This window comes from Streptomyces sp. NPDC051578 (genome assembly GCF_044454045.1).
Taxonomy (GTDB): domain Bacteria; phylum Actinomycetota; class Actinomycetes; order Streptomycetales; family Streptomycetaceae; genus Streptomyces.
In genome coordinates, this window is record NZ_JBITDH010000002.1 from 992,614 (window position 1) to 1,011,271 (window position 18,658).

16 protein-coding genes and 1 pseudogene are annotated in these 18,658 nt (G+C 71.7%); 10 read left to right on the forward strand and 7 right to left on the reverse strand.

Annotated features, from left to right (window positions below; translation table 11 throughout):
• Positions 1-157: 157 nt before the first annotated feature.
• The 3 genes from ACIA6C_RS15735 to ACIA6C_RS15745 form a co-directional block, all read right to left on the reverse strand.
• Positions 158-1,426, reverse strand: a complete 1,269-nt coding sequence (locus ACIA6C_RS15735) for an MFS transporter (protein WP_399276069.1) — start codon at positions 1,424-1,426, stop codon at positions 158-160.
• A 17-nt stretch (positions 1,427-1,443) separates the two neighbouring features.
• Complete coding sequence (locus ACIA6C_RS15740; RefSeq protein WP_399276071.1) at positions 1,444-2,352, reverse strand: RimK family alpha-L-glutamate ligase; 909 nt, start codon at positions 2,350-2,352, stop codon at positions 1,444-1,446.
• Positions 2,353-2,916: 564 nt separating this feature from the next.
• Positions 2,917-3,711 carry an alpha/beta fold hydrolase gene (locus tag ACIA6C_RS15745; protein ID WP_399276073.1) on the reverse strand — a complete coding sequence of 265 codons (795 nt, stop codon included), beginning with the start codon at positions 3,709-3,711 and terminating at the stop codon, positions 2,917-2,919.
• A 414-nt stretch (positions 3,712-4,125) separates the two neighbouring features.
• Between ACIA6C_RS15745 and ACIA6C_RS15750 the strand changes: the two genes are divergently transcribed.
• The 5 genes from ACIA6C_RS15750 to ACIA6C_RS15770 all read left to right on the forward strand — a co-directional run bounded on the left by ACIA6C_RS15750 (position 4,126) and on the right by ACIA6C_RS15770 (position 8,326).
• Entirely contained in the window at positions 4,126-4,497 is a 372-nt protein-coding gene (locus ACIA6C_RS15750) for a MerR family transcriptional regulator (protein ID WP_399276075.1), read from the forward strand.
• A 111-nt stretch (positions 4,498-4,608) separates the two neighbouring features.
• Positions 4,609-5,193, forward strand: coding sequence for a TetR/AcrR family transcriptional regulator (locus ACIA6C_RS15755; protein WP_399276077.1), 585 nt, complete (start codon positions 4,609-4,611; stop codon positions 5,191-5,193).
• A 72-nt stretch (positions 5,194-5,265) separates the two neighbouring features.
• A complete protein-coding gene (locus ACIA6C_RS15760) occupies positions 5,266-6,690 on the forward strand; it encodes an MFS transporter (RefSeq protein WP_399276079.1) in 1,425 nt (474 codons plus the stop codon).
• Positions 6,691-6,718: 28 nt separating this feature from the next.
• Positions 6,719-7,483 (forward strand): SDR family NAD(P)-dependent oxidoreductase, encoded by a 765-nt coding sequence (locus ACIA6C_RS15765; RefSeq protein WP_399276081.1) that lies wholly within the window; start codon positions 6,719-6,721, stop codon positions 7,481-7,483.
• A gap of 477 nt (positions 7,484-7,960) precedes the next feature.
• Positions 7,961-8,326, forward strand: coding sequence for a hypothetical protein (locus tag ACIA6C_RS15770; RefSeq protein WP_399276083.1), 366 nt, complete (start codon positions 7,961-7,963; stop codon positions 8,324-8,326).
• A 773-nt stretch (positions 8,327-9,099) separates the two neighbouring features.
• Here ACIA6C_RS15770 and ACIA6C_RS15775 read toward each other — a convergent pair.
• The gene (locus tag ACIA6C_RS15775) at positions 9,100-9,342 is read right to left on the reverse strand and encodes a hypothetical protein (RefSeq protein ID WP_399276085.1); all 243 of its coding nucleotides are present in this window, start codon (positions 9,340-9,342) and stop codon (positions 9,100-9,102) included.
• 443 nt (positions 9,343-9,785) lie between these two features.
• Positions 9,786-10,442, reverse strand: a complete 657-nt coding sequence (locus tag ACIA6C_RS15780; RefSeq protein ID WP_399276087.1) for a TetR/AcrR family transcriptional regulator C-terminal ligand-binding domain-containing protein — start codon at positions 10,440-10,442, stop codon at positions 9,786-9,788.
• A gap of 113 nt (positions 10,443-10,555) precedes the next feature.
• On the opposite strand from ACIA6C_RS15780, the gene ACIA6C_RS15785 reads away from it, so the two are divergent.
• Positions 10,556-12,172: an ABC-F family ATP-binding cassette domain-containing protein gene (locus ACIA6C_RS15785; RefSeq protein ID WP_399276089.1), complete on the forward strand. Its 1,617-nt coding sequence runs from the start codon at positions 10,556-10,558 to the stop codon at positions 12,170-12,172.
• 31 nt (positions 12,173-12,203) lie between these two features.
• On the forward strand, positions 12,204-13,088 hold the full coding sequence (locus ACIA6C_RS15790) for a virginiamycin B lyase (RefSeq protein WP_399276091.1): 885 nt from the start codon (positions 12,204-12,206) through the stop codon (positions 13,086-13,088).
• A 307-nt stretch (positions 13,089-13,395) separates the two neighbouring features.
• Here the strand turns inward: ACIA6C_RS15790 and ACIA6C_RS15795 are convergent, their stop codons facing one another.
• Together ACIA6C_RS15795 and ACIA6C_RS15800 are read right to left on the reverse strand one after the other, a co-directional pair.
• Positions 13,396-13,767, reverse strand: a complete 372-nt coding sequence (locus tag ACIA6C_RS15795) for an STAS domain-containing protein (RefSeq protein ID WP_399276093.1) — start codon at positions 13,765-13,767, stop codon at positions 13,396-13,398.
• A complete protein-coding gene (locus ACIA6C_RS15800; RefSeq protein ID WP_399276095.1) occupies positions 13,764-15,197 on the reverse strand; it encodes a PP2C family protein-serine/threonine phosphatase in 1,434 nt (477 codons plus the stop codon). Before ACIA6C_RS15800 ends, ACIA6C_RS15795 begins: the two co-directional genes overlap by 4 nt.
• Before the next feature lie 847 nt (positions 15,198-16,044).
• On the opposite strand from ACIA6C_RS15800, the gene ACIA6C_RS15805 reads away from it, so the two are divergent.
• The 3 genes and pseudogenes from ACIA6C_RS15805 (at position 16,045) to ACIA6C_RS15815 (ending at position 18,069) form a co-directional block, all read left to right on the forward strand.
• Entirely contained in the window at positions 16,045-16,200 is a 156-nt protein-coding gene (locus ACIA6C_RS15805; RefSeq protein WP_168713964.1) for a DUF6131 family protein, read from the forward strand.
• A gap of 680 nt (positions 16,201-16,880) precedes the next feature.
• Positions 16,881-17,138 (forward strand): annotated as a pseudogene (locus ACIA6C_RS15810) (recombinase family protein); the annotation flags it as partial.
• Positions 17,139-17,424: 286 nt separating this feature from the next.
• The gene (locus tag ACIA6C_RS15815; RefSeq protein ID WP_399276097.1) at positions 17,425-18,069 is read left to right on the forward strand and encodes a LysE family translocator; all 645 of its coding nucleotides are present in this window, start codon (positions 17,425-17,427) and stop codon (positions 18,067-18,069) included.
• The last annotated feature ends 589 nt before the right edge of the window (positions 18,070-18,658 follow it).

Sequence of the window (18,658 nt, forward strand, 5' to 3'; positions counted from 1 at the left end):
GGCGCGTAGGCGCGTAGGCGCGTAGGCGCGTAGGCGCGTAGGCGGGGGCGGGGCCCCGGTTGGCCCCGCCCCCCTTTACAGGCCGGGGGCCGGGGCCGCCACCATGTCGTCGTCTCGTGGCCGGGTCGTCGGCGGGGGGAGGACTTACCAGTGCTGTTCAGATGATGTGTGACTGATGGGTGCCGGACGGTTGCGGTCTGGCCTCGGGAGGTGTGGGCGGACGTGGGTGGAGCAGGCCGGTGGTGATGGCTGCGGCGGCGGAGACGGCGCCGCCCAGCGCGAGGGCGGTGCGGGGGCCGGCGCTCTGGGCGATCCATCCGATGGCAGGGGCGAGCAGGGGTGTGGTGCCGAGGGTGGCGAGGAGGTACAGGCTCGTGATCCGGCCGCGTATGCCGTCGTCGACGCCGAGCTGGAGTCGGGCCTTGGCGGCGGTGAGGAAGACCAGCAGCGCTGTTCCCGTCGGGACGAGCAGGACGAGGAACGTGACCGGTCCGGGTATCAGGGCGCAGGCGGTCTCCAGCATCCCGAAGGCGAGGGAGGCGGCCGCCAGCCGGCGGCCGGTCACCAGCGGACGGCAGGCGGCCAGGAGCGAGCCGATGACGGAGCCGGCGGCCAAGGCGGTGTTGCCGAGCCCGAACGCGGCGGCCGGGGCGTGGTAGACGCGGGTGATCATGAGTGCGGTGGTGATCTGGAAGTTCATGCCGAACGCGGCGACGACAGCGACGAGGCCCAGGGTGAGGGCGAGGTCGCGGTGGTCGCGGACGTAGCGCAGGCCCTCTCGTACTTGCCGTTTCGCGCGGGGAAGAGGCGGGGCCGGGCAGCCGGCTCGGGGGTCCATGCGCAGCAGGCAGGTGATCACGGTCAGATAGGAGAGGGTGTTGGCGAGGAAGGCGGGGCCGGGGCCGAAGAGGACGATGAGGGGTCCGGCGAGTGCGGGGCCGGCCATGCGGCCGATGTTGAGGACGGCGCTGTTGAAGGCGAGGGCGCTGACGAGCTGGCCGGGTGCGACGGATTCTGCGATGAAGGCCTGCAGGGCCGGTTTCTCGACGACCATGGTGAGCCCGAGGGCGAGGGCCAGGACGTAGAGGGTGTCCAGGCGGGCCGTGCCGGTGGCGACGAGCAGGGCGGGAATCAGTGCGAGGGCCGCCATGACCGCCTGGGAGGCGAGCAGGATTCGCCGTGTGGAGTGCCGGTCCACCAGGACGCCGCCGTAGGGCCCGAGGAGAAGGAGGGGCAGGAACTGCAGGGCCGTGGTGATGCCCAGAACCGTGCCGTTACCGTGCGACAGCTGCAGGGCCAGCCAGTCCTGGGCCACCTTCTGTATCCATGTTCCCGTGTTGGATGCCGTCTGGCCTACGGCGAAGAGCCGGAAGTCCGGGCTTCTCAGCAGCGGCCACCGGTGCGGCCGGGGCAGGGGCGCAAGCACGGGTTGGGCTCCTCAGCCTATCGGTCCGACGATGCGTCTCGGCGTTCGGCAGCCGTGAGACGACGCCGGCAGGCCGCGGCGAGCGCGGCGGTGATCTCTTTCATCTCGGGCTGCCAGCCGGCGTTGGCGTTGACCTCGCAGACCGTGAACCCGCCGTCAGGGGCGAACAGCAGGTCCACCCCCGCCACCCCGAGGCCCATCACGGCGGCGGCCCGGACCGCGAGGCCCTCACCTTGCGGGTAACGGCCCGTACACGGCGTGAGGGACGCGCCAAGAGCCAGATTGGAACGGAACTCCCCTCCGCTGGCGGTACGCACGACCGCACCGGCCGCACGTCCGTCGACGACCACCACCCGCAAGTCACGTCCGTGGGAGGAGCCGACGTACTCCTGGAACAGGCAGACGGTGTCCCGTGCGAACCCGCTATGGACGGTCCGGATGGCTTCAGCGTCCGGCGCCAGGAACACCTGTTCGCCGCGGTGTCCCCGTACCGCCTTCACCACACACGGCTGCGGTAACCCGGCACCGATCAGCGCATCCATCGAGCCACCCGCACTTATGAAGGTCTCCGGCACCGCGAGACCCGCCGCCGCGAGCCGCTGCACCTGACAGAACTTGTCCAGACACGCCAGCACCGCATCCGCCGGGTTCAGCACGGCGGTGCCCATCGCCTCCAGATGCCGCAGCAGGGAGATCTCCCTGCCGACGTCCTTCCCCGGAGTCCACACCCGCCCGTACGCCACCCGAGGAGCTTCCAGACCACGCCCGTCCAGACCGCGCAGCGTCAGACCACCAGGTCCGGCCCCCATCAACAGCTCCCCACTGCCCACGACAGTGAACCGGTCGCCGAACTCCTCCGCCAGAGCCTGCGTGATCAGTCTGGTCACCGGCCGCCCCGACAGACCGGCACCCAGCACCAGCCACACATCGGCGCCGTGACTCGCCACGTTCATTCGGTTCCCGTCACTGCCAGCCGCGGACACCGGACCCCTTCCGTTCACCGGGCCGGCGGACAGTCCGCCACCCCCACCAAGCTCTGCCCTTATCGGGATATGTCAGACAGAACGCCACTGGCCTCACCCAAATGGCGCAGACCTGGAGCCCGGTTGAGTCTTCACCGTGGGGCGTCGCAAGAGGTAGTCAAGAGGTAGTGAGGTGCAGGGGGACGCGACTCCACCCGGACGGGGGTATCGCGGTGGGTGAAGAACGCTTTGGACGGTCCAGCGTGCCACGCGGCCCCCGCCCCGCCCCCGCCCCGCAGGCTCGGCGACCGGTACGGGGGCGCGACCCCGTACCTCCTCAGTGCGGCCGGAATGTTGGCGGCAACCACCTCGCTACGCACGCCACCGCGCCGGATGCCACGCCGGCCGAGCCTTCCCGGTACATGCGCGCCCCCCGGACCCTGCCCCCCCCCGCGTCGCCATACCCGGCGCTGTCTGCTGTGGTCACCGTGCCAAGGAGGCCGCGCCGGCAGCCCCGGCCAAGGGTCGTCAGCTGCGGACGTCGCGGAGAAAGTCGCAGATGAGGGTGGCCCACTGCTGCGGCTGCTCGACGAAGGGAAGGTGTCCGGTGGTGATTTCGGCGTAGCGCGCCCCCGGGATGGCCTCGGCGAGCTGTCGGTGGTGGTGGGGTGTCACGAGCTGGTCGAGCGTGGTGGATATGACCAGGGTCGGCACGTCCAGCCCGGCGAGGTCGGCGCGGACGTCGACGTGGTCGAGGAGCAGGTCGAGGTGGTCGGGTGTACCGGGCGGGACAGTGGCCGCGGTGGTCTTGAGGGCGGCGTCCAAGTCGACCTGGGCGACGGTGTCCAGGGCTGGTGCGCTGAGGCCGATCAACGAGACGAAGGCGGCCAGCCGCTCCAGGTCTCCGGCGCGCAGCAGGTCGCGCCACAGTTTGGCGGCGAGCAGGAGGCGCGGGTTGGGGTGCGCGAATCCGGCGGTGAGGACGATGGCGGTGACGCGCTCGGGGTGGCGGGTAGCGGCCCGGACGGCGACCGCGCTGCCGAGCGAATACCCGGCCACGGCGAAGGTGTCCTGGCCCTCCTCGACGGCGGCGGCGACCAATGCGTCGGCGAGGCCGTCCAGGCTGAGCGGCGCCTGGGCGCGCTCGGTACGGCCGGTGCCGGGGTAATCGGGGCCGATCACGGTGTGCTGGGCGCTGAGGGCGTCCATGATGGGGCCGAAGTTGGCGTCGATGCCGCCGCCGGCGCCGTGGGCGAGCAGCAGACCGGGGCCGGTGCCGCGCACGATGCGGCCGAGGCTGGAGGTGGGCAGCGCAGTGGACATGCTCGTGTCTCCTTGGATTCCAGCAGTGGGATCACTGCTGGTTGGGTGTGGTGGCGGATGGTTGCGGCTGCGACTGCGATGAGCACGGCGCCGCAGGCGAGCAGGCCGCCGGTCCTGGGCAAATCGGTCAGGGTAGGGCCGGTGGTGAGGGTGTGTCCGCCGAGCGGGGAGCCACCGCACCGCCGTCGAGGCCCTGGCGGAACCCTGAGGTGCTGATCGCGTGACCAGGCTGGGGCCGGGGCGGCGGCCGGCGCCCTATCCGCAGCAGGCGGACATGGTCACCGGCCACCCGCCCTACGGCGCGGTACGGATCGGACGGGGCTTTGGCCGCCGGGGGTGCGGTGCTTGTGGTCATGAACGCGACGCTAAAGTCTCACATCGGTGTGAGAGTCAACGCAGTGAGGTGCAGATCACGTGCGCATCGGAGAGATGGTCCGCCGGACCGGAGTCAGCGAGCGGCTGCTGCGCTACTACGAGGAACAGGGCCTCCTGGCGCCGACGAGGTCGCCCAGCGGCTACCGCGCCTACAGTGACGCGGACGTGGACACCGTCCGCCGCATCCGCGCCCTGCTCGCCGCCGGCCTGTCGACCGCCGCCATCGCTCAGGTCCTGCCGTGCGTCCGTGACGACGGGACGCATCTCGCACCGGTGTGCACCGACCTGGTGGCGCACCTGCGCCGCGAGCGGGAGCGCATCACCCGCGCGATCGAGGACCTGCAGACGTCACAGGGCCTGCTCGACGTGGTCATCGCCGCCGGACCGGCAGACGCAGACCAGCCGGTCTAGGCCAAGCGCGGATCGAGCCGTTGCTCCCGGATCGGATGCCGAAGCGGGGTGGCCGCTGGCGGGACCAGATAATACTTGACCGATCGTTTCAGTATCTCCTAGGGTTCGAGCGTGGCCAGAACCAAGGAATTCGACCCGGACGCCGCACTGCAGTCAGCCCTGGAGCTGTTCTGGCGGCGCGGCTACGAGGCGACGTCGATGGCGGACCTCGTCGAACACCTAGGCATCGGCCGCGCCAGCATCTACGCCACCTTCGGCAACAAGCGCGAGCTGTACCTGAAGGCGCTGGACCGGTACAACGAGAATCGCGACCCGGGCCTGCTGGCAGAACTGTCCCAGCCGGGTCCCGCACTGCCCGCCGTGCGTACGGTGGTGCGGCGCTTCGCGGCCGAGGCGACCTCCGACGACCGGCGTTTGAAAGGGTGCTTCGTCACCAACACGGCCGCCGAGCTGGGCGCGCACGACACGGCGGCGGCACGCCGAGTCGAGGCGAGCTGGGGCCACGTCGAAACCCTGCTGCACTCGGCGCTGGTGCGGGCCCAGGCGCAGGGTGAGCTGCCCGCGGACCGCGATCCGCGTGGGCTCGCACGGATGCTGTTGGTGCTGATGCAAGGCCTGCGGGTGGTCGGCAAGGCGTCGGACGACCCGCGCCGGGTGCGGGATGCCGCCGAGCAGGCATTGGGGCTGCTGGACTGAACAGAACCTCCTGCGGGGAGGCGCATTCATAGCCAAATTATGGAACGTTCGGTCAAATATCAGGGGGGAGAAATGTCCGGCATGCTGAGCTGGAACACCACGACCGTAGCCACCTCGCCCGGGACGCCGCCCGGGACGCCGCCCGGGACGCCGCCCGGGAAACCGCCCGGAAATGCGCCCGGGCCTGCGCCCGGCCCTGCCTTCGCGCTGCTCGGCACCGTGCAGATGGCGCTGATCTTCACGCTCACCTCGCTCGTCGTGCCGCTGCCCCGGATCGGCCGCGAATTCTCGCTCGATCGGGACGACTTGATTCTCCTCAATGCCGCCTACGGGCTGACCTTCTCCGGACTGCTGCTCTTCGGCGGCCGCGTCGCCGACCGGTTCGGCGGGCGCCGCGCCCTCACCACGGGGCTGCTCGTGTTCACCACAGCGTCCGTCGCCGCCCTGCTCGCCCGGAGCCCGCAGACCCTGCTCGCCGCCCGCTTCGCGCAAGGGGCCGGCGCCGCGCTCACCGCACCCGCCGCCATGGCCGTACTGCGCGCGGTCTTCCCCCAACCCGCTGCATACGGACGGGCAATGGCCACCTGGGGCGGCCTCTTCGTACTCGGCGCGACCGCAGGGAACCTGCTCTCCGGGGTCATTTCGGCGCTCGCGTCCTGGCGGCTGGCCTTGGGTGTCCCGGTGGCGGTGGCCACCGTCGCCCTCACCGTCGCCCCGCGGCGGCTGCCCGAAACCCCGGCAGGCACGGGCCGATCCCTGGATCTGCCGGGTGCACTGCTCGCCACCACCGCCATCACCCTGGCAGGCTACGGCCTCGTCCTCACCGACGCTCACCCCTGGGGATCGGCAGCCGTCCTGACCCCCTTGCTCACCGGTCTCGCGCTCCTCCTCGGATTCGTCATCGCCGAGCGCCGCGCCCGCGACCCGCTGCTTCCCCTCGAATTCCTCCGCGACCGCCGCCGGGCCCTCGCGCTCGCCGCCATCGCCCTCACCGCCGCCGGAACCGCCACGACGTTCGTCCTGCTCTCCCTCCATCTTCAGCAGGACCGCGGCTGGTCGGTGCTGCAGACCTCCGCTGCCTTCGTGCCCTTCGCGGTGGCCCTGCTCATCTCGGGCCGTACGGCGGGCCCCCTCATCACCAGGTACGGGGCGTCGGCCGTCACCACCTCCGGCCTCGCGGTCGCCGCGACGGGCCTCGCGCTGCTCGCGATCACCGGGCTGGCGCCAGACGACCCGTACGCGTACGGGCTTCTCCCCGGCCTGCTCCTGCTGCCGGCCGGCGCAGCCGCCGGCTTCGCGGGAGCTGCCGTCCTCGCGACAGACGGGGTGGAGCCGCAGCAGACCGGACTCGCGGGCGGAGTCATGAACACCGCGATGGAACTCGGCCCCACGGTCGTCCTTGCCGCCCTGCTCACCGCCGGCTCCGACACCACGTCACTCGCCGCGACGGCGATCGCCTTCTTCGCCGCCGCATTCTTCAACGCCCGCTCCAAATAACCAATTAACCGCCAAGGGAGTCATCACCATGACAGCACGCTTCACCGGTAAGACCGCCCTCGTCACCGGCGCAGGTTCCGGCATCGGCCGGGCCATCGCTCTCGCCTTCGCCGCCGAAGGGGCCTCGGTGGTCGCGGCCGGACGTACCTCCGACTCGCTCGACCAGACGGTGGCCCTGATCGAGAAGGAGGGTGGTACGGCAGCCGCCGTCACCGCGGACGTGAGCCGCTCCGATGACGTCAGGGCCCTCGTTCGCCGCACCGTCGAACACTTCGGCAGCCTTGATGTCGCCGTCAACAACGCGGGCGTCTTCCGGGGCGGCGTCCCCCTAGCCGACCTCCCCGAGGAGGACTGGCGCACCTTGCTCGACGTCAATGTCACCGGTGTTCTCCTCGGCCTCCAGGCCCAAGTCGCCCAGATGCGCAACCAGCCCGCCGGCGGCGCGATCGTCAACCTCTCCTCCAACCTCGGCGCGCACAGCCGTATCCCGGGCATGGCCGGTTACATCGCCACCAAGGCGGCCGTCTCCGCCTTGACCCGGGCCGCCGCCCTGGACCACATCGCCGACGGGATCCGCATCAACGCGGTCAGCCCCGGTCCGACCGCCACCACCATGTCGCTGTGGCCGGGCGAGACCGACGCCGACCGCGCCGTCCGGATGCAGGGCGCGTCGCCGCTGGGGCGGATCTCCTCCACCGAGGAGGTCGCGTCAGCCGTGCTGTATCTGGCCTCGCGGGATGCCGCTTCTGTGGTCGGCAGCGACCTGGTCATCGACGGCGGAGCCTCTGCCTGACCGGCGGTCCCGGCCCGCCCAGAGCTACTGCGACGGCGCGCTGCCGACCCACTGGTAGACCTCGGGTACGGTTCCCCCCCCTCGTGTCGCTCCCCGGTCCGGTGAAACCGAATCCTTGATCGTCCAGAACTCCGCACAACACAGGCCCGAGCCGCTAGGAGGCATGCGGCGGTCAGTGACGGGACGGTGCCGTGAATGGTGTTCGGCCGGGTGCGGCTGGCCGAGCGGTTCCGGCCGGGGGGGTCTACGGCGTGCTCTGCCAGAGACGCGGATGTCACCAGCCAATCTGCGGGTACCGCCGCGGCGCGGGGGAGTGGCGCACCCCTCGATCCTGTGCTCGGCGTAGGCGCCGGCTGGGTGCGTACGTCATAGCTGTGGTGGAGCACGGCCATGTCGTTGTGTCCGGCTCACGGCATGCGACGACGGGTGACCGGGGAGGCGGGGAGCCTGGGCGGTCCGCGTGAGCCAGGTCGCCTCGTGGGAGGTCCGGGCGTCAGGGAAACCCTGACCCTCGGCGCGCGCGGCAGCCGTTCGGTCAGTCTGGCGCCGCTCATCGGGCTGCCCCGGCTGCGATCCCTCGTCGCCCCGCCCGGGACTCTCGCCGACCCCACTGAGATCGCGGGGCTGAACCGGCTTGAGTACCTGGAGCTTGGATCCCAGGAGTGGGGCGTCCTCCTTGAGGCAGACGCGGTCCCGCAGGGTCTGTTGGCGGCTGCCGTCAACGGGCCCTTCGACGAAGACCCCCTGGCCGTCGCCGGTCTCGCCAACGAACTCCTCGCCCTGTGGGGCCGGCCCCGCATCCTCCAGACCATCGTCGAGGGCGACCTCGGCCTGCAGGCCTAGGGTGGGAGACCCAAGCGGGGACTAGACGAAAGCGCATCTGCCCGGCGGCCCGTCGGGATCCGTTCGGGCTGTCCGACATCGCCGAGAGTATGGACGAAGGCCCCTACCTCCTGTGCCCTGTTGGAGCGGGAGGAGAAGAACAGCGGGGCCCTCGCTTCGAATCGATCGGAAAAGCGCACACGTACCGCTCAACCTGTGCGAGGCAGTGCCGAACGCGGATCACTGCCCGCGCCACGGCGTCGACGCTCTGCTGGGTAGACCAGACCTCGCTCCCGGCGTTGTCGTGCTCGGCGACGTCGTGGACGTCGGTCAGGGCCCAGTCATGCTTGTTGCGTGTGCCGGTCAGGAAGCGGGCGAGGCCGCGGACGATCGCCAGGGCCGCTTCGATGGCTGTCGGTTCGCGGCAGGGTGCCGGCCTTCACGGCGCGCTCGCGTGCTCGCAGCTCGGCTGCGCCCGGTGAAGAACCGCAGGTGCCGCACGGTCCCCGTTCGACGGTGCACAGGTCGGTGGGCTCGGCCCCGACGCCTGGGCCGGCAGCACCAGCACGCCGGGGCGCGGAGTGCGGGAGCCGGCGAGGTAGAGGCCGACGGCACCCTCGGCCACCTGGGCCCTACCCGCGATGTGGGCACCGAGGGTGAGCCAGAACCCTTACATCTTCGACGTGGCCCGTCTCCGCGCCGCCCGAACCGCCGCCGACGTCACCTATCCGCCCTGGGCAGGGTTCGTTCACTGCTGAACAGAACATCGTCTACAGGGTTCTGTGAAGGTCCGTTCAGGGGTGAACGCGGGCGGGGAGTTCGGCGAGGGTGGGTGCCGGCTTCCGCAGCCGACGCGCGACGACGGTTTTGATGAGGGTGGCTGCGGTGTGCTCGGCGGCGTACGCGATGGAGGAGAGCAGCTGGTCGGCGTGGCCGGGCGCCGGTGCCTTCCCGGAGTCGGGGGCGGGCAGGGGGAGGCGGAGGGGTTCGCGCATGCCGGTGACGTGCAGGGCGAGGCCGTCTGGGGCGGGCTCCACGGCCATGAGCCGGTCGGCTCGGATCCGCGCCGCCGGCGCATCGCTGCCCTGCTCAAGGTGACCGTCGTACCGGCCGCAGGTACCCGGCCGCAGGTCGGCCGAGGCGGGGACGGTCAGATCCGGCTTTCCGCCCGCATGTGGGACCTCGCCCCGCCCGGCTGGCTCCCCGCTTCCGGATCACGGCCCCGGCCTGCCCGGAGACGGAACCGGCGCGGCCGCCCTTCCCACCTGGAGGAGGCGGTGGCGCGGGTCGGCCGCGGAGGAAGCCGGTCGCCACCGGCCGGCGTCCCCCAGTGGCCGGCCTTCCTCGGGCGGGTACGCCGCCCGCGCCAACGCCGCCGCACATCCAGCCGATACCGTCGCCGTCCTCGTCCAGGGGGCGACCGCCCGGCCCGCCCGGTCCATCGGCCGGGTCTGCGGTGGCGGACCCGGGCCGCCCGCCGTCACACCGCCGAAACCCCGTACACGCCCGCCCGTCCCGCCGCCGCGGCACCGGCGGCGGCCCGGCGGGGGAGGGCCGGGTCCGGGGCCCCCCGCAGGAGCAGCAGCTCGTGGTAGAGCGGGGCGGTCGCCGCGACCAGCAGCGCGCGGGCGTCGGCCGGGCCCGGCAGTTCGCCCCGCCTGGTGGCGCGCGTGACGACTACCGCGCAGCGTGCGTAGCGGTCCTCCCAGAAGCGGGCGAGGGCGCGGGCCGCCTCGCCCGAACGGAAGCCCGCGGCGATCAGCGCCGTCGTCAGGCTGGGCCCGCCGCCCGCCAGGGCCTCGTAGACCTCCTGGTTGAGCGCGGTGAGGTCGCCCTCCAGTGATCCGGTGTCGGGCGGGCTCCAGGTGTCGTCGGCCGCGGCGTCGAGTACGTCGGCCAGCAGTCCGCCGACGTCGCGCCAGCGCCGGTAGACGGTGGTGCGGTGGACGCCGGCCCGCTCGGCGACCGTGTCGATCGTCAGCCCGTCGTACCCGGCAGCCATCAGCAACTCGCTCACGGCCGCCAGTACCTGGGCCCGGACCCGGGCGCTGCGGCCTCCCGTCCGGCGCCGCGGTGTGGCCGAATCTGGATGGTCTCCATGGCCGGAATTCTCGCTTGTGTGCTCAGCAGGATCCATGGAACGATTTTAAAGCAACATTCGTCGCTATAAGGAGTTCCCGATGATCCTCACCCGCCCCTCCCGCCACCATGCCGCCCTCCTTCCCGCCCCCGAACCCCTGGAGCCGCTTCATGACCGCCCAGCTCACCGCGACTGACCTCGGCAAGTCCTACGCCGGCCGCACCGTGCTCGCCTCCGTCGACTGCTCCGTCACCGACGGAACCCGCCTCGGCATCGTCGGCGACAACGGATCCGGCAAGTCGACCCTTCTCCGGCTCCTCGCCGGCGTCGAACGCCCCGACACCGGCACGGTCACCGTCCGCGCCGACGGCGGCATCGGCTACCTCGCCCAGGAGGAACACCTCCCCGCCCACCTCACCGTCCAGCACGTCCTCGACCGCTCCCTCGCCGGACTCCGCGCCACGGAGGACGGCATGCGGCGCCTGGAGGCACGCATGGCCGGCGGCGACACCACCGACGAGACCCTCACCGCCTACGCCGACCTCCTCACCGCCTTCGAACTGCGCGGCGGCTACGACGCCGACGCCCGCACCGAACGCGCCCTGCACGGGCTCGGACTGCTCGGACTGCCCCGCGACCGCACCGTCGGCGACCTCTCCGGCGGCGAACAGGTCCGCCTGCGCCTGGCCGCACTGCTGGCCTGCGCCCCCGAGGTCCTCCTCCTCGACGAACCCACGAACCACCTCGACCACGCGGCCCTGACCTGGCTGGAGGACCACCTCCGCGCCCGCCACGGCATCACCGTCGCCGTCTCCCACGACCGGCAGTTCCTCGAACGCGTCACCACCGCCCTCCTGGAGGTAGACGGCGACCTGCACCGCACGGTCCGCTACGGCAACGGCTACGCCGGCTACCTCGCAGGCCACGCCGCTGAATGGCAGCGCCGCTCCCAGGCCCACACCGCGTGGCGCGATGAGACGGACCGGCTGCGGGAGTCCGCCGCCGTCACCGCCCGCAAGGTCGCCCCCGGCCGGCCCATGAAGGACGGCAACAAGATGGCCTACGACCGCGCGGCCGGCCGGGTCCAGCAGTCCCTGGCGAGCAGGGTCCGCAACGCCGAAGAACGCCTCGCCCGCCTGCTGGCCAACCCGGTCCCCGCCCCACCCGACCCGCTCCGTTTCACCGCCGTGCCGCGCACGCCGTCCACCGCCACGGCGCCCGGACCGTCCCTCACGGCGTACGACGTCTCCCTGGCGGGCCGCCTCGCGCCGGTGGACCTCACCCTGCCGCCCGGCGGCCGGCTCCTGATCACCGGCCCGAACGGCGCCGGCAAGAGCACGCTGCTCGGCGTCCTCGCCGGCACCGTCACCCCCGACCGAGGCCACGTCGCCCGCCCCGGCCGGACCGGACTGCTGACGCAGCACACCCACCCCGGACCGGCCCACCGCCCACTCCTCGCGGCCTTCGCCGCGGGCCGCCCCGGCACACCCGAGGAGCACACCGAACAGCTGCTGTCGCTCGGCCTGTTCGCCCCCGGACAGCTCACCACCCCCGTCGGCGCCCTTTCCGTGGGCCAGCGCCGGCGGCTCGCCCTGGCCCGGCTGGTCACTGAACCGGCCGATGTCCTGCTCCTGGACGAGCCCACCAACCACCTCTCACCCGCCCTGGCCGAGGAACTCGACGAGGCACTCGCCTCCTTCCCGGGCGCCGTGGTCGTCGTCAGCCACGACCGCCGCCTGTGCACCCGCTGGCAGGGCGACCGCCTCTCCCTCCGCACCGCAGCCTGACCTCCTCACCCCCTCTCTGGAAGGCCCCCTCTTGACCCCGCCCCGCCTGATCCACACGTACGCCCCCACACCGGGCGCCGGCCCCTACGCCCTCACCGCCGGCACCGACGGCAACGTCTGGTGCACCCTGGTCCACGCGGGCCGCATCGCCCGCCTCACACCCGACGGCCGGATCGACGAGTTCCCCCTCGACTCCCCCGACTGCGGCCCGACCGTGATCACCGCGGGCCCCGACGGCGCCCTGTGGTTCACCCGCAACCGCGACCACCGCATCGGCCGCATCACGCCCGACGGCGAAGCCCGTTCCTACGCCGTCCCCGGCTCCGAGCCGGGCCCGTACGGCATCACCGCCGGCCCGGACGGCGCCGTCTGGTTCACCACCGTGCACACGGCGACCGTCACGCGCGTCACCCCCGACGGCGAGTTCACCGAGCACGCCCTCCCCGGCGGCTCCTTCCCGTCCTTCCTCACCACCGCCCCCGACGGCGCCCTGTGGTGCACCCTCAACCACGGCAACGCCCTCGCCCGGATCACCATCACCGGCGAGACCACCCTCCACCCCCTGCCCACCCCCGGCGCCGCCCCCGTCGGCCTCACCGCGGCCCCGGACGGCACCCTCTGGTTCGCCCAGATCGGCAGCGGCCACATCGGCCGCCTGACCCCTGGGGGCATCAGCGAACACCCCTTGCCGGACCCCCGGTGCCGCCCGCACGCCGTGGCGGTCGCCCCGGACGGCTCCTGCTGGTACACGGCATGGGCCACGGGCCGCATCGGCTGCGTCACCCCGTCCGGCACCGTCGCCGAGTTCGCGCTCCCCACCCCGGCGTGCGAACCCCACGGCCTCGCCTTCGCCCCCGACGGCACCCTCTACGTCGCCCAGGAGAGCGGCGAGGTCACCCGCTGGAGCCTCACCTGACACCCCTGGCGGTGACGAGGTCTCGAGGTCTCAATTCACCCTCGAAGCTGCCCGGCGGACTTGCGCGGCCCGGTTTTCCGACCACGCAAAGCGTCCCACTGAGCCAGGACGCTGTTGTTCGGCCATGCCGGCCTCCGTACGTCAGGGGTTGTGATCGAGGACGTAATGGGCGCGGGCGAGCTCGCGCCCGCGAGACCGCGATCTACGGCTGGCTCCGCTCATCGTGGAGACGAGGCACGCGCGGAGGAGTACCGGAGGGTGCTGATCGCCTGGGCCGAGGCAACGCGCGGCCCGGCCACCGCGGGGGTTACGCGGTGGCCGTGTTCTGGCTGGGGGTGTGCGCGACGAGGGCGTGTGCTGCGGTGGGGTGGGCGGGTAGCAGGGCGCTGAGGCCGGTGAGGTCCAGCAGCCGCTCGAGGCGGTCGGGGACTGCGGCGAGGACCAGGGTGCCGTCGGCGGTCTTGGCGCAGCGGAGGATGCCGACCAGGGCGTTGAAGCCGGAGGAGTCGCAGAAGGTGACGGCTGCGAGGTCCAGGATCAGGTGGCGGTGGCCTTGTTCGATGAGGGCCAGTGCCTGGGCGCGTAGCTGGGGGGCTGTGGCCACGTCGAGCTCCCCGGCGACGTGGGCCAGGGCGAGGTCGCCGTCGGTGTGCTGCGTGGTGAGGAGGAAGTCGGTCACGATCTGCTCTCCGGCGTCTCGCCGGCGGGGGCGATGGTATGGGCGGTGGCGGTCGCGGTGAGGCCGTCCGCGGCGCCGGCGAGGGGGACGGACAGCGCCAGCAGCGCGACGTCGTCACCGGCCCCGTGGGGCAAGGCATCGAGGAGGGCGACGGTGTCCCCTATGACCGCCGCCGCGCTGACGGGTGCCGTGCGCGCGGAAAGGAAACGGGTGAGACCCTCCTCTCCGATCATTTCACCGCCAAGGGCGCGGGCCTCGGTCAGCCCGTCGGTGTAGAGAAGCAGTCCTTCGCCCGGGGCGAGGTGGATGCTGTGGGAGGCGAAGCGTGCGCCGTCGAGGGCGCCGATGAGCATGCCGCCCTGGGGGTGCACCGCTTCGACTGCCCCGTGGCCGCGCAGGTGATAGGCCGGCGGGTGTCCGCCGGTGGCCACCGTGACGGTGAACCCTCCCTCCTCGTGCGGGTCAAGGACGCCGAAGACAGCGGTACAGAACCGGGTGCCTACAGCCGGGTCCAGCAGCAGCGCCGTGTTCAGCGAGGTAAGGACCACGTGGGGGTCGGGGTCGATCAGGGCTGCGGCGCGCAGCGTGTAGCGAGTCAAAGAGGTCAGGGCGGCGGCTTCGGGGCCCTTGCCGCACACATCGCCCAGGAAGAACGCCCACCTCGCGCCGTCGAGGGGGAAGACGTCGTAGAAGTCACCGCCCACGTTCTGCGGGGAGGCGGTGGCGTAGTGGCAGGCCAGCTCCAGCCCGGGCACTACCGGAAGCGCCGGCGGCAGCAGAGTGCGCTGAAGGGTGGAGGCGAACGCCTCGATGGCGCTCTTGTCCCGCTCGGCGCGCTGCCGGGCCTCCTCCTGCTCCCGGCGCCGCTCCTGCTCGGCGCGAAGGGCGTTCAGGGCGGCCAGGCGCATCTCCATCTCGTCCAGCACGATCGCGGCCAGGTCCGTGAGGGTGGCGGTGTCGTCCTCGGTGATCAGGCGCGGCTTGGTGTCGAGGATGTTGACGGTGCCCAGCCGGTGCCCGTCGGCGGTGATGATCGGAGCGGCGGCGTAGAAGCGGACGCCCATCGGCCCGGCGACCAAGCCGTTGTCGATGGCGACGGGATCGGTGAGCGTGTCCGGGATCACCAGGGTCTCGTCGGACAGGATCGCCGAGCCGCACAGGCCCGGCTCCCGGCTGATCTCGCTGACGCCTTCCAGACCGTGGGCGGCCTTGAACCAGATCCGGTCCTCGTCCACGATCGTCACGCTGGCCACCGGCACCTTGAACAGCCGGGCCGCCATCGCCGCAACGCGGTCGAACGCACCGTCCGGCGGGGTGTCGAGGATGTCGTAGCGGCGCACCGCGTCCATCCGGGCCGTTTCCTGTGCCGCACTGAGCGTCTGCCGCTCCGGCGTGCCCGCCGGGCCGGTCGCGTGTCCCGCTTGCGGCATCGTTTGCCTTCCCTTGCCGCGCCGGCCTCGGTGGCCGACGACTGTCGCAGCCTAGACCGGCCCACCCGTCGTCGAGAAACCTGGGCCGGACGGGATGGCACAGGCAGCGGACCGCCGCCCCCGCAGTCGTAGGGCGAGCGGTCGTCACAGGGCGCCAGCAGGCGGCCTGGTCGGTCTCGTCCGGTGGCTCGGGCGGGGGCCACTCCTCACGGTCCGGGCACAGGCGCGAAAGCCGTTCGTTCGCGAGGTCCACGGCATCCCGCGGGTGACCCGGGATGCCGGTCTCCCCTGATCGCCGGCGGGCTGCGTCAACCTTGGCACCCGCTCCTGGCTCGGGAAGAACGCCGAAGGCGAGGCGTACTTCCCGCGGGGCCAGACACCGGCGACACCTGCTATCGCCTGGCGCCGGCTGTCACCTGCCGACTACGGGGCGCCCTCATCGGACGGGTAGGCGACCAATGTCGCAGAGATGGGCCGGCTACGGGCCCGGATGCCCCAGCGGCACCTATCCGCGACAGGTGACATCCGGAGCGCCCCGACAACAAGGACGATGAGCCTGCGGACTGTAGCGCCGTCGCAGTCACGGAGCGTATGCACCGAGGGCCCAGCGTTTTCCGCGGGAGTCCATGCCCGCCAGGCAGGGCGAGGCGCAGCCAGCCATAGCCGCGCCGGTGTGCGCGGCGGCCTTCCACTCCCGCCACTGGTCCCCTGGTCCCCGGTTTGAGACCGGATGCCCCACAGGAGGCCTGATCATGCCGGCTCTGGGTATGCGCAGTGCGCAAGAGGAGTGCCGGGCTGGGGGAGCACTCCTGAACCGGAACGTGACCCCGCGAAACGGGAGGACACCATGATCGTCCTCGGCGTCATTCTTCTCATCGTCGGCTTCCTGACGAGCATCAGCATTCTGTGGACGATCGGCATCGTCCTCGTCGTCATCGGACTCGTCCTCTGGATCCTGGGCGCCGTCGGGCACGCCGTCGGCGGCCGCAAGCACTACTACTGATGTCCACTCGAACGCGCACCCTGCCGTCATCTGTGGCTGCGATCCCGGTGCTGCTGTCATGGCAGCACGACGGATCGCACTGGTTGTAGACGGCGGCCGCCGTGCAAGGGGCATGCCCGTAAAGCCGGGCTACGATCACGTCCGGCCGCCGATGGTTGGAGAGCCGGGCCCAGGGGCCTGCACAGGAGTCAAGCTCCAGGTCCGGATCACTCCGCCTCGGCGCGCGCCGCGGTGAAACAAGATCCCGGTCAGTCGTTTTCTGCGGCCGGGACGCGGTCGGCCGCGTAGCGCGGGCAGGACAGAGCAGGCCACGTCACCGTCTGGCGCCCGCGGCCGCGGCGATCGTGACTGGCCATCGCCCGGGCCGCGGCGCAGTCCTGCCCGGCCTGATGGTGAGGAGCCGACGCCCTTCTGGTAGGCCACGCGGGCGCTGTTGGCGCCCAGAAGGGCCGCCCCGCCCACCAAGTGTGCCGATCGCGGCCACGTTGACCGTCGTCCTGCTCAGGCCGTGGGCGTGGCCGTCCACGCTCGACGGGAACCGGTGTCCGTGGCGGCGTGAGCTCCTCCGCCGCCCCAGGCAACGGCTCCAGGCGTAGCAGTCGTGCCCTGGAGGCGGCGTAGGCCGTCAGCGGGCCGACGCTGCCGCCCTTGGAAAGCACGCGCGCCGGAAGGTCTCGCCGTTCGGCCGGTCGCTGGAGAACGTGATCGAGCTGTCGAAGGACCGCCAGGCCCGGGGCGTCGATCTGGTCGTCCTCGACCAGGGCATCGACAACTCCACCGTGATCAACACGACGTTCTTCCAGATCCTGGGAGCGGTCGCCGAGTTCGAGCACGCCCTGACGTCGGAGAGAACGAGGGACGGGCTGGAGCCCGATCCGCGGCCGCGCCGGCGGGCAGAAGCCGAAGGCCGCCCGCCGCCGGAACAGTCCTCGGCCTAACCGATCAAGATCAGGCGGCAGGCCCGGCATCGATCAAGTGGCGGCGGTACAGGAAACGGGTGGTGTATGTGGGCACACGCTGCAAGTCCTGCTGCGCCTTGCTCGGGCAACGGGGCAGTCCTCGATGCCGTTGACTGGCTGCAGAGGGTGCACGGAGAAGCCGAACGGCAGGGCCGTACCCTGAGGCACGCGATGCAGGCACTGCCGTTGCGTCGTAGCCGTCCGTCTCCGCCGGGCGCCGCCCACGCCGGGTACCGGGTGCCCAGATGAGGAACGGGAGTTGACAGTGATCAGTCTGGCCGCAGTGGGGGGAGTGGCCCTGGTCGAATTGGGCATGGCCCTGACCCCGGGACCCAACATGATCCACCTGGCCTCTCGCGCGATCACCCAAGGCCGCAGGGCGGCCCTCGTCAGCCTGAGCGGGACCGCCGTGGGATTCCTGTGCTACCTGCTGGCTGCGGCCGCCGGCCTGTCCGCGTTGTTCGCTGCCGTGCCGCTCGCGTACACGGTGGTCAAGCTCGCCGGAGCCGCCTACCTGGCCTACCTGGCCTGGAACATGCTCAAGCCCGGTGGTCGCTCCCCCTTCGCTCCGGCCCAGGACCTGCCCCCGGTCTCTGACGCCCGCCTGTTCTCGATGGGGCTTGTGACCAATCTGCTCAATCCCAAGATCGCTCTTCTGTATGCCGCTCTTCTGCCCCAGTTCATGGATCCGCAGGCGGGCCCGGCCTGGGCACAACTGCTGCAGCTCGGCAGTGTGCAGATCATCGTGGGAATCTCCGTGAACGCTCTCATCATGCTGGGCGCAGCACGGATGTCAGGGTTTCTGGCCGCCCGGCCCCGCGTGATGACCGCTCAGCGGTTCGCCTCCGGTGGCTTGCTCGGTGTCTTTGCGTTGCGCACAGCCCTGTCCCGTACCCCTGTCTCGGCCTGAGCCATGCCTGCACCTGTGAGGCCGGTGTTCCGCTGAGGCAGTCGCGGTATCGAGCGGGGAGCTGATGTCAGCTGGATGCGACCGTCCTTGACGAACATCAGCGGAGCGCGGTCCAGTCAGTTCGCCGAACTCTTCCCTCGCATCTTCCGCTCCCCGTCTCCTCAGTCCGCAACCACAAGAAGGGCAGGCAGGACGGCGGGAGGCAGCGGACGCGCTGCGTGCGGCGGCCGCCCGCTGGAAGACCAGACATCTCCTGCTCGTGGAATCCACCGCACGGCTGGGACCGGCCTCTGATGGAAAGCGTCGCCATCTGGTTGTCTTGCGCGTAACAAGGCTCGGTACGGGCGGCTTCGGCTCCCGCGCGCGGTTGCCATCTCGGCCGAGAAGGCTCCGCCGAACGCAGCCGCCCGGACGGCGGTGCAGCGCGACCACGGCAGATCTGGTGACCGCCGCCGGCCGACCCAGCTGCCGGGGCCTGGCCCCGACTGCGAACTGCTGGTCTGGTACACCGAAGCACACCGTCTGTCGTTCGAGGGGTTGTAGCACGGGGCGACCGCCCGCACCCGCAGCGCCCCGGCCGCGCGGTGGT

Bases quoted from the DNA above. Each gene is read 5' to 3' on its own strand.
- ACIA6C_RS15745 (WP_399276073.1), bottom strand. From the start codon at position 3,711: ATGTCCACTGCGCTGCCCACCTCCAGCCTCGGCCGCATCGTGCGCGGC.
- ACIA6C_RS15760 (WP_399276079.1), top strand. From the start codon at position 5,266: ATGTCCGGCATGCTGAGCTGGAACACCACGACCGTAGCCACCTCGCCC.
- ACIA6C_RS15765 (WP_399276081.1), top strand. From the start codon at position 6,719: ATGACAGCACGCTTCACCGGTAAGACCGCCCTCGTCACCGGCGCAGGT.
- ACIA6C_RS15780 (WP_399276087.1), bottom strand. From the start codon at position 10,442: ATGGATCCTGCTGAGCACACAAGCGAGAATTCCGGCCATGGAGACCAT.
- ACIA6C_RS15785 (WP_399276089.1), top strand. From the start codon at position 10,556: ATGACCGCCCAGCTCACCGCGACTGACCTCGGCAAGTCCTACGCCGGC.
- ACIA6C_RS15800 (WP_399276095.1), bottom strand. From the start codon at position 15,197: ATGCCGCAAGCGGGACACGCGACCGGCCCGGCGGGCACGCCGGAGCGG.
- ACIA6C_RS15805 (WP_168713964.1), top strand. From the start codon at position 16,045: ATGATCGTCCTCGGCGTCATTCTTCTCATCGTCGGCTTCCTGACGAGC.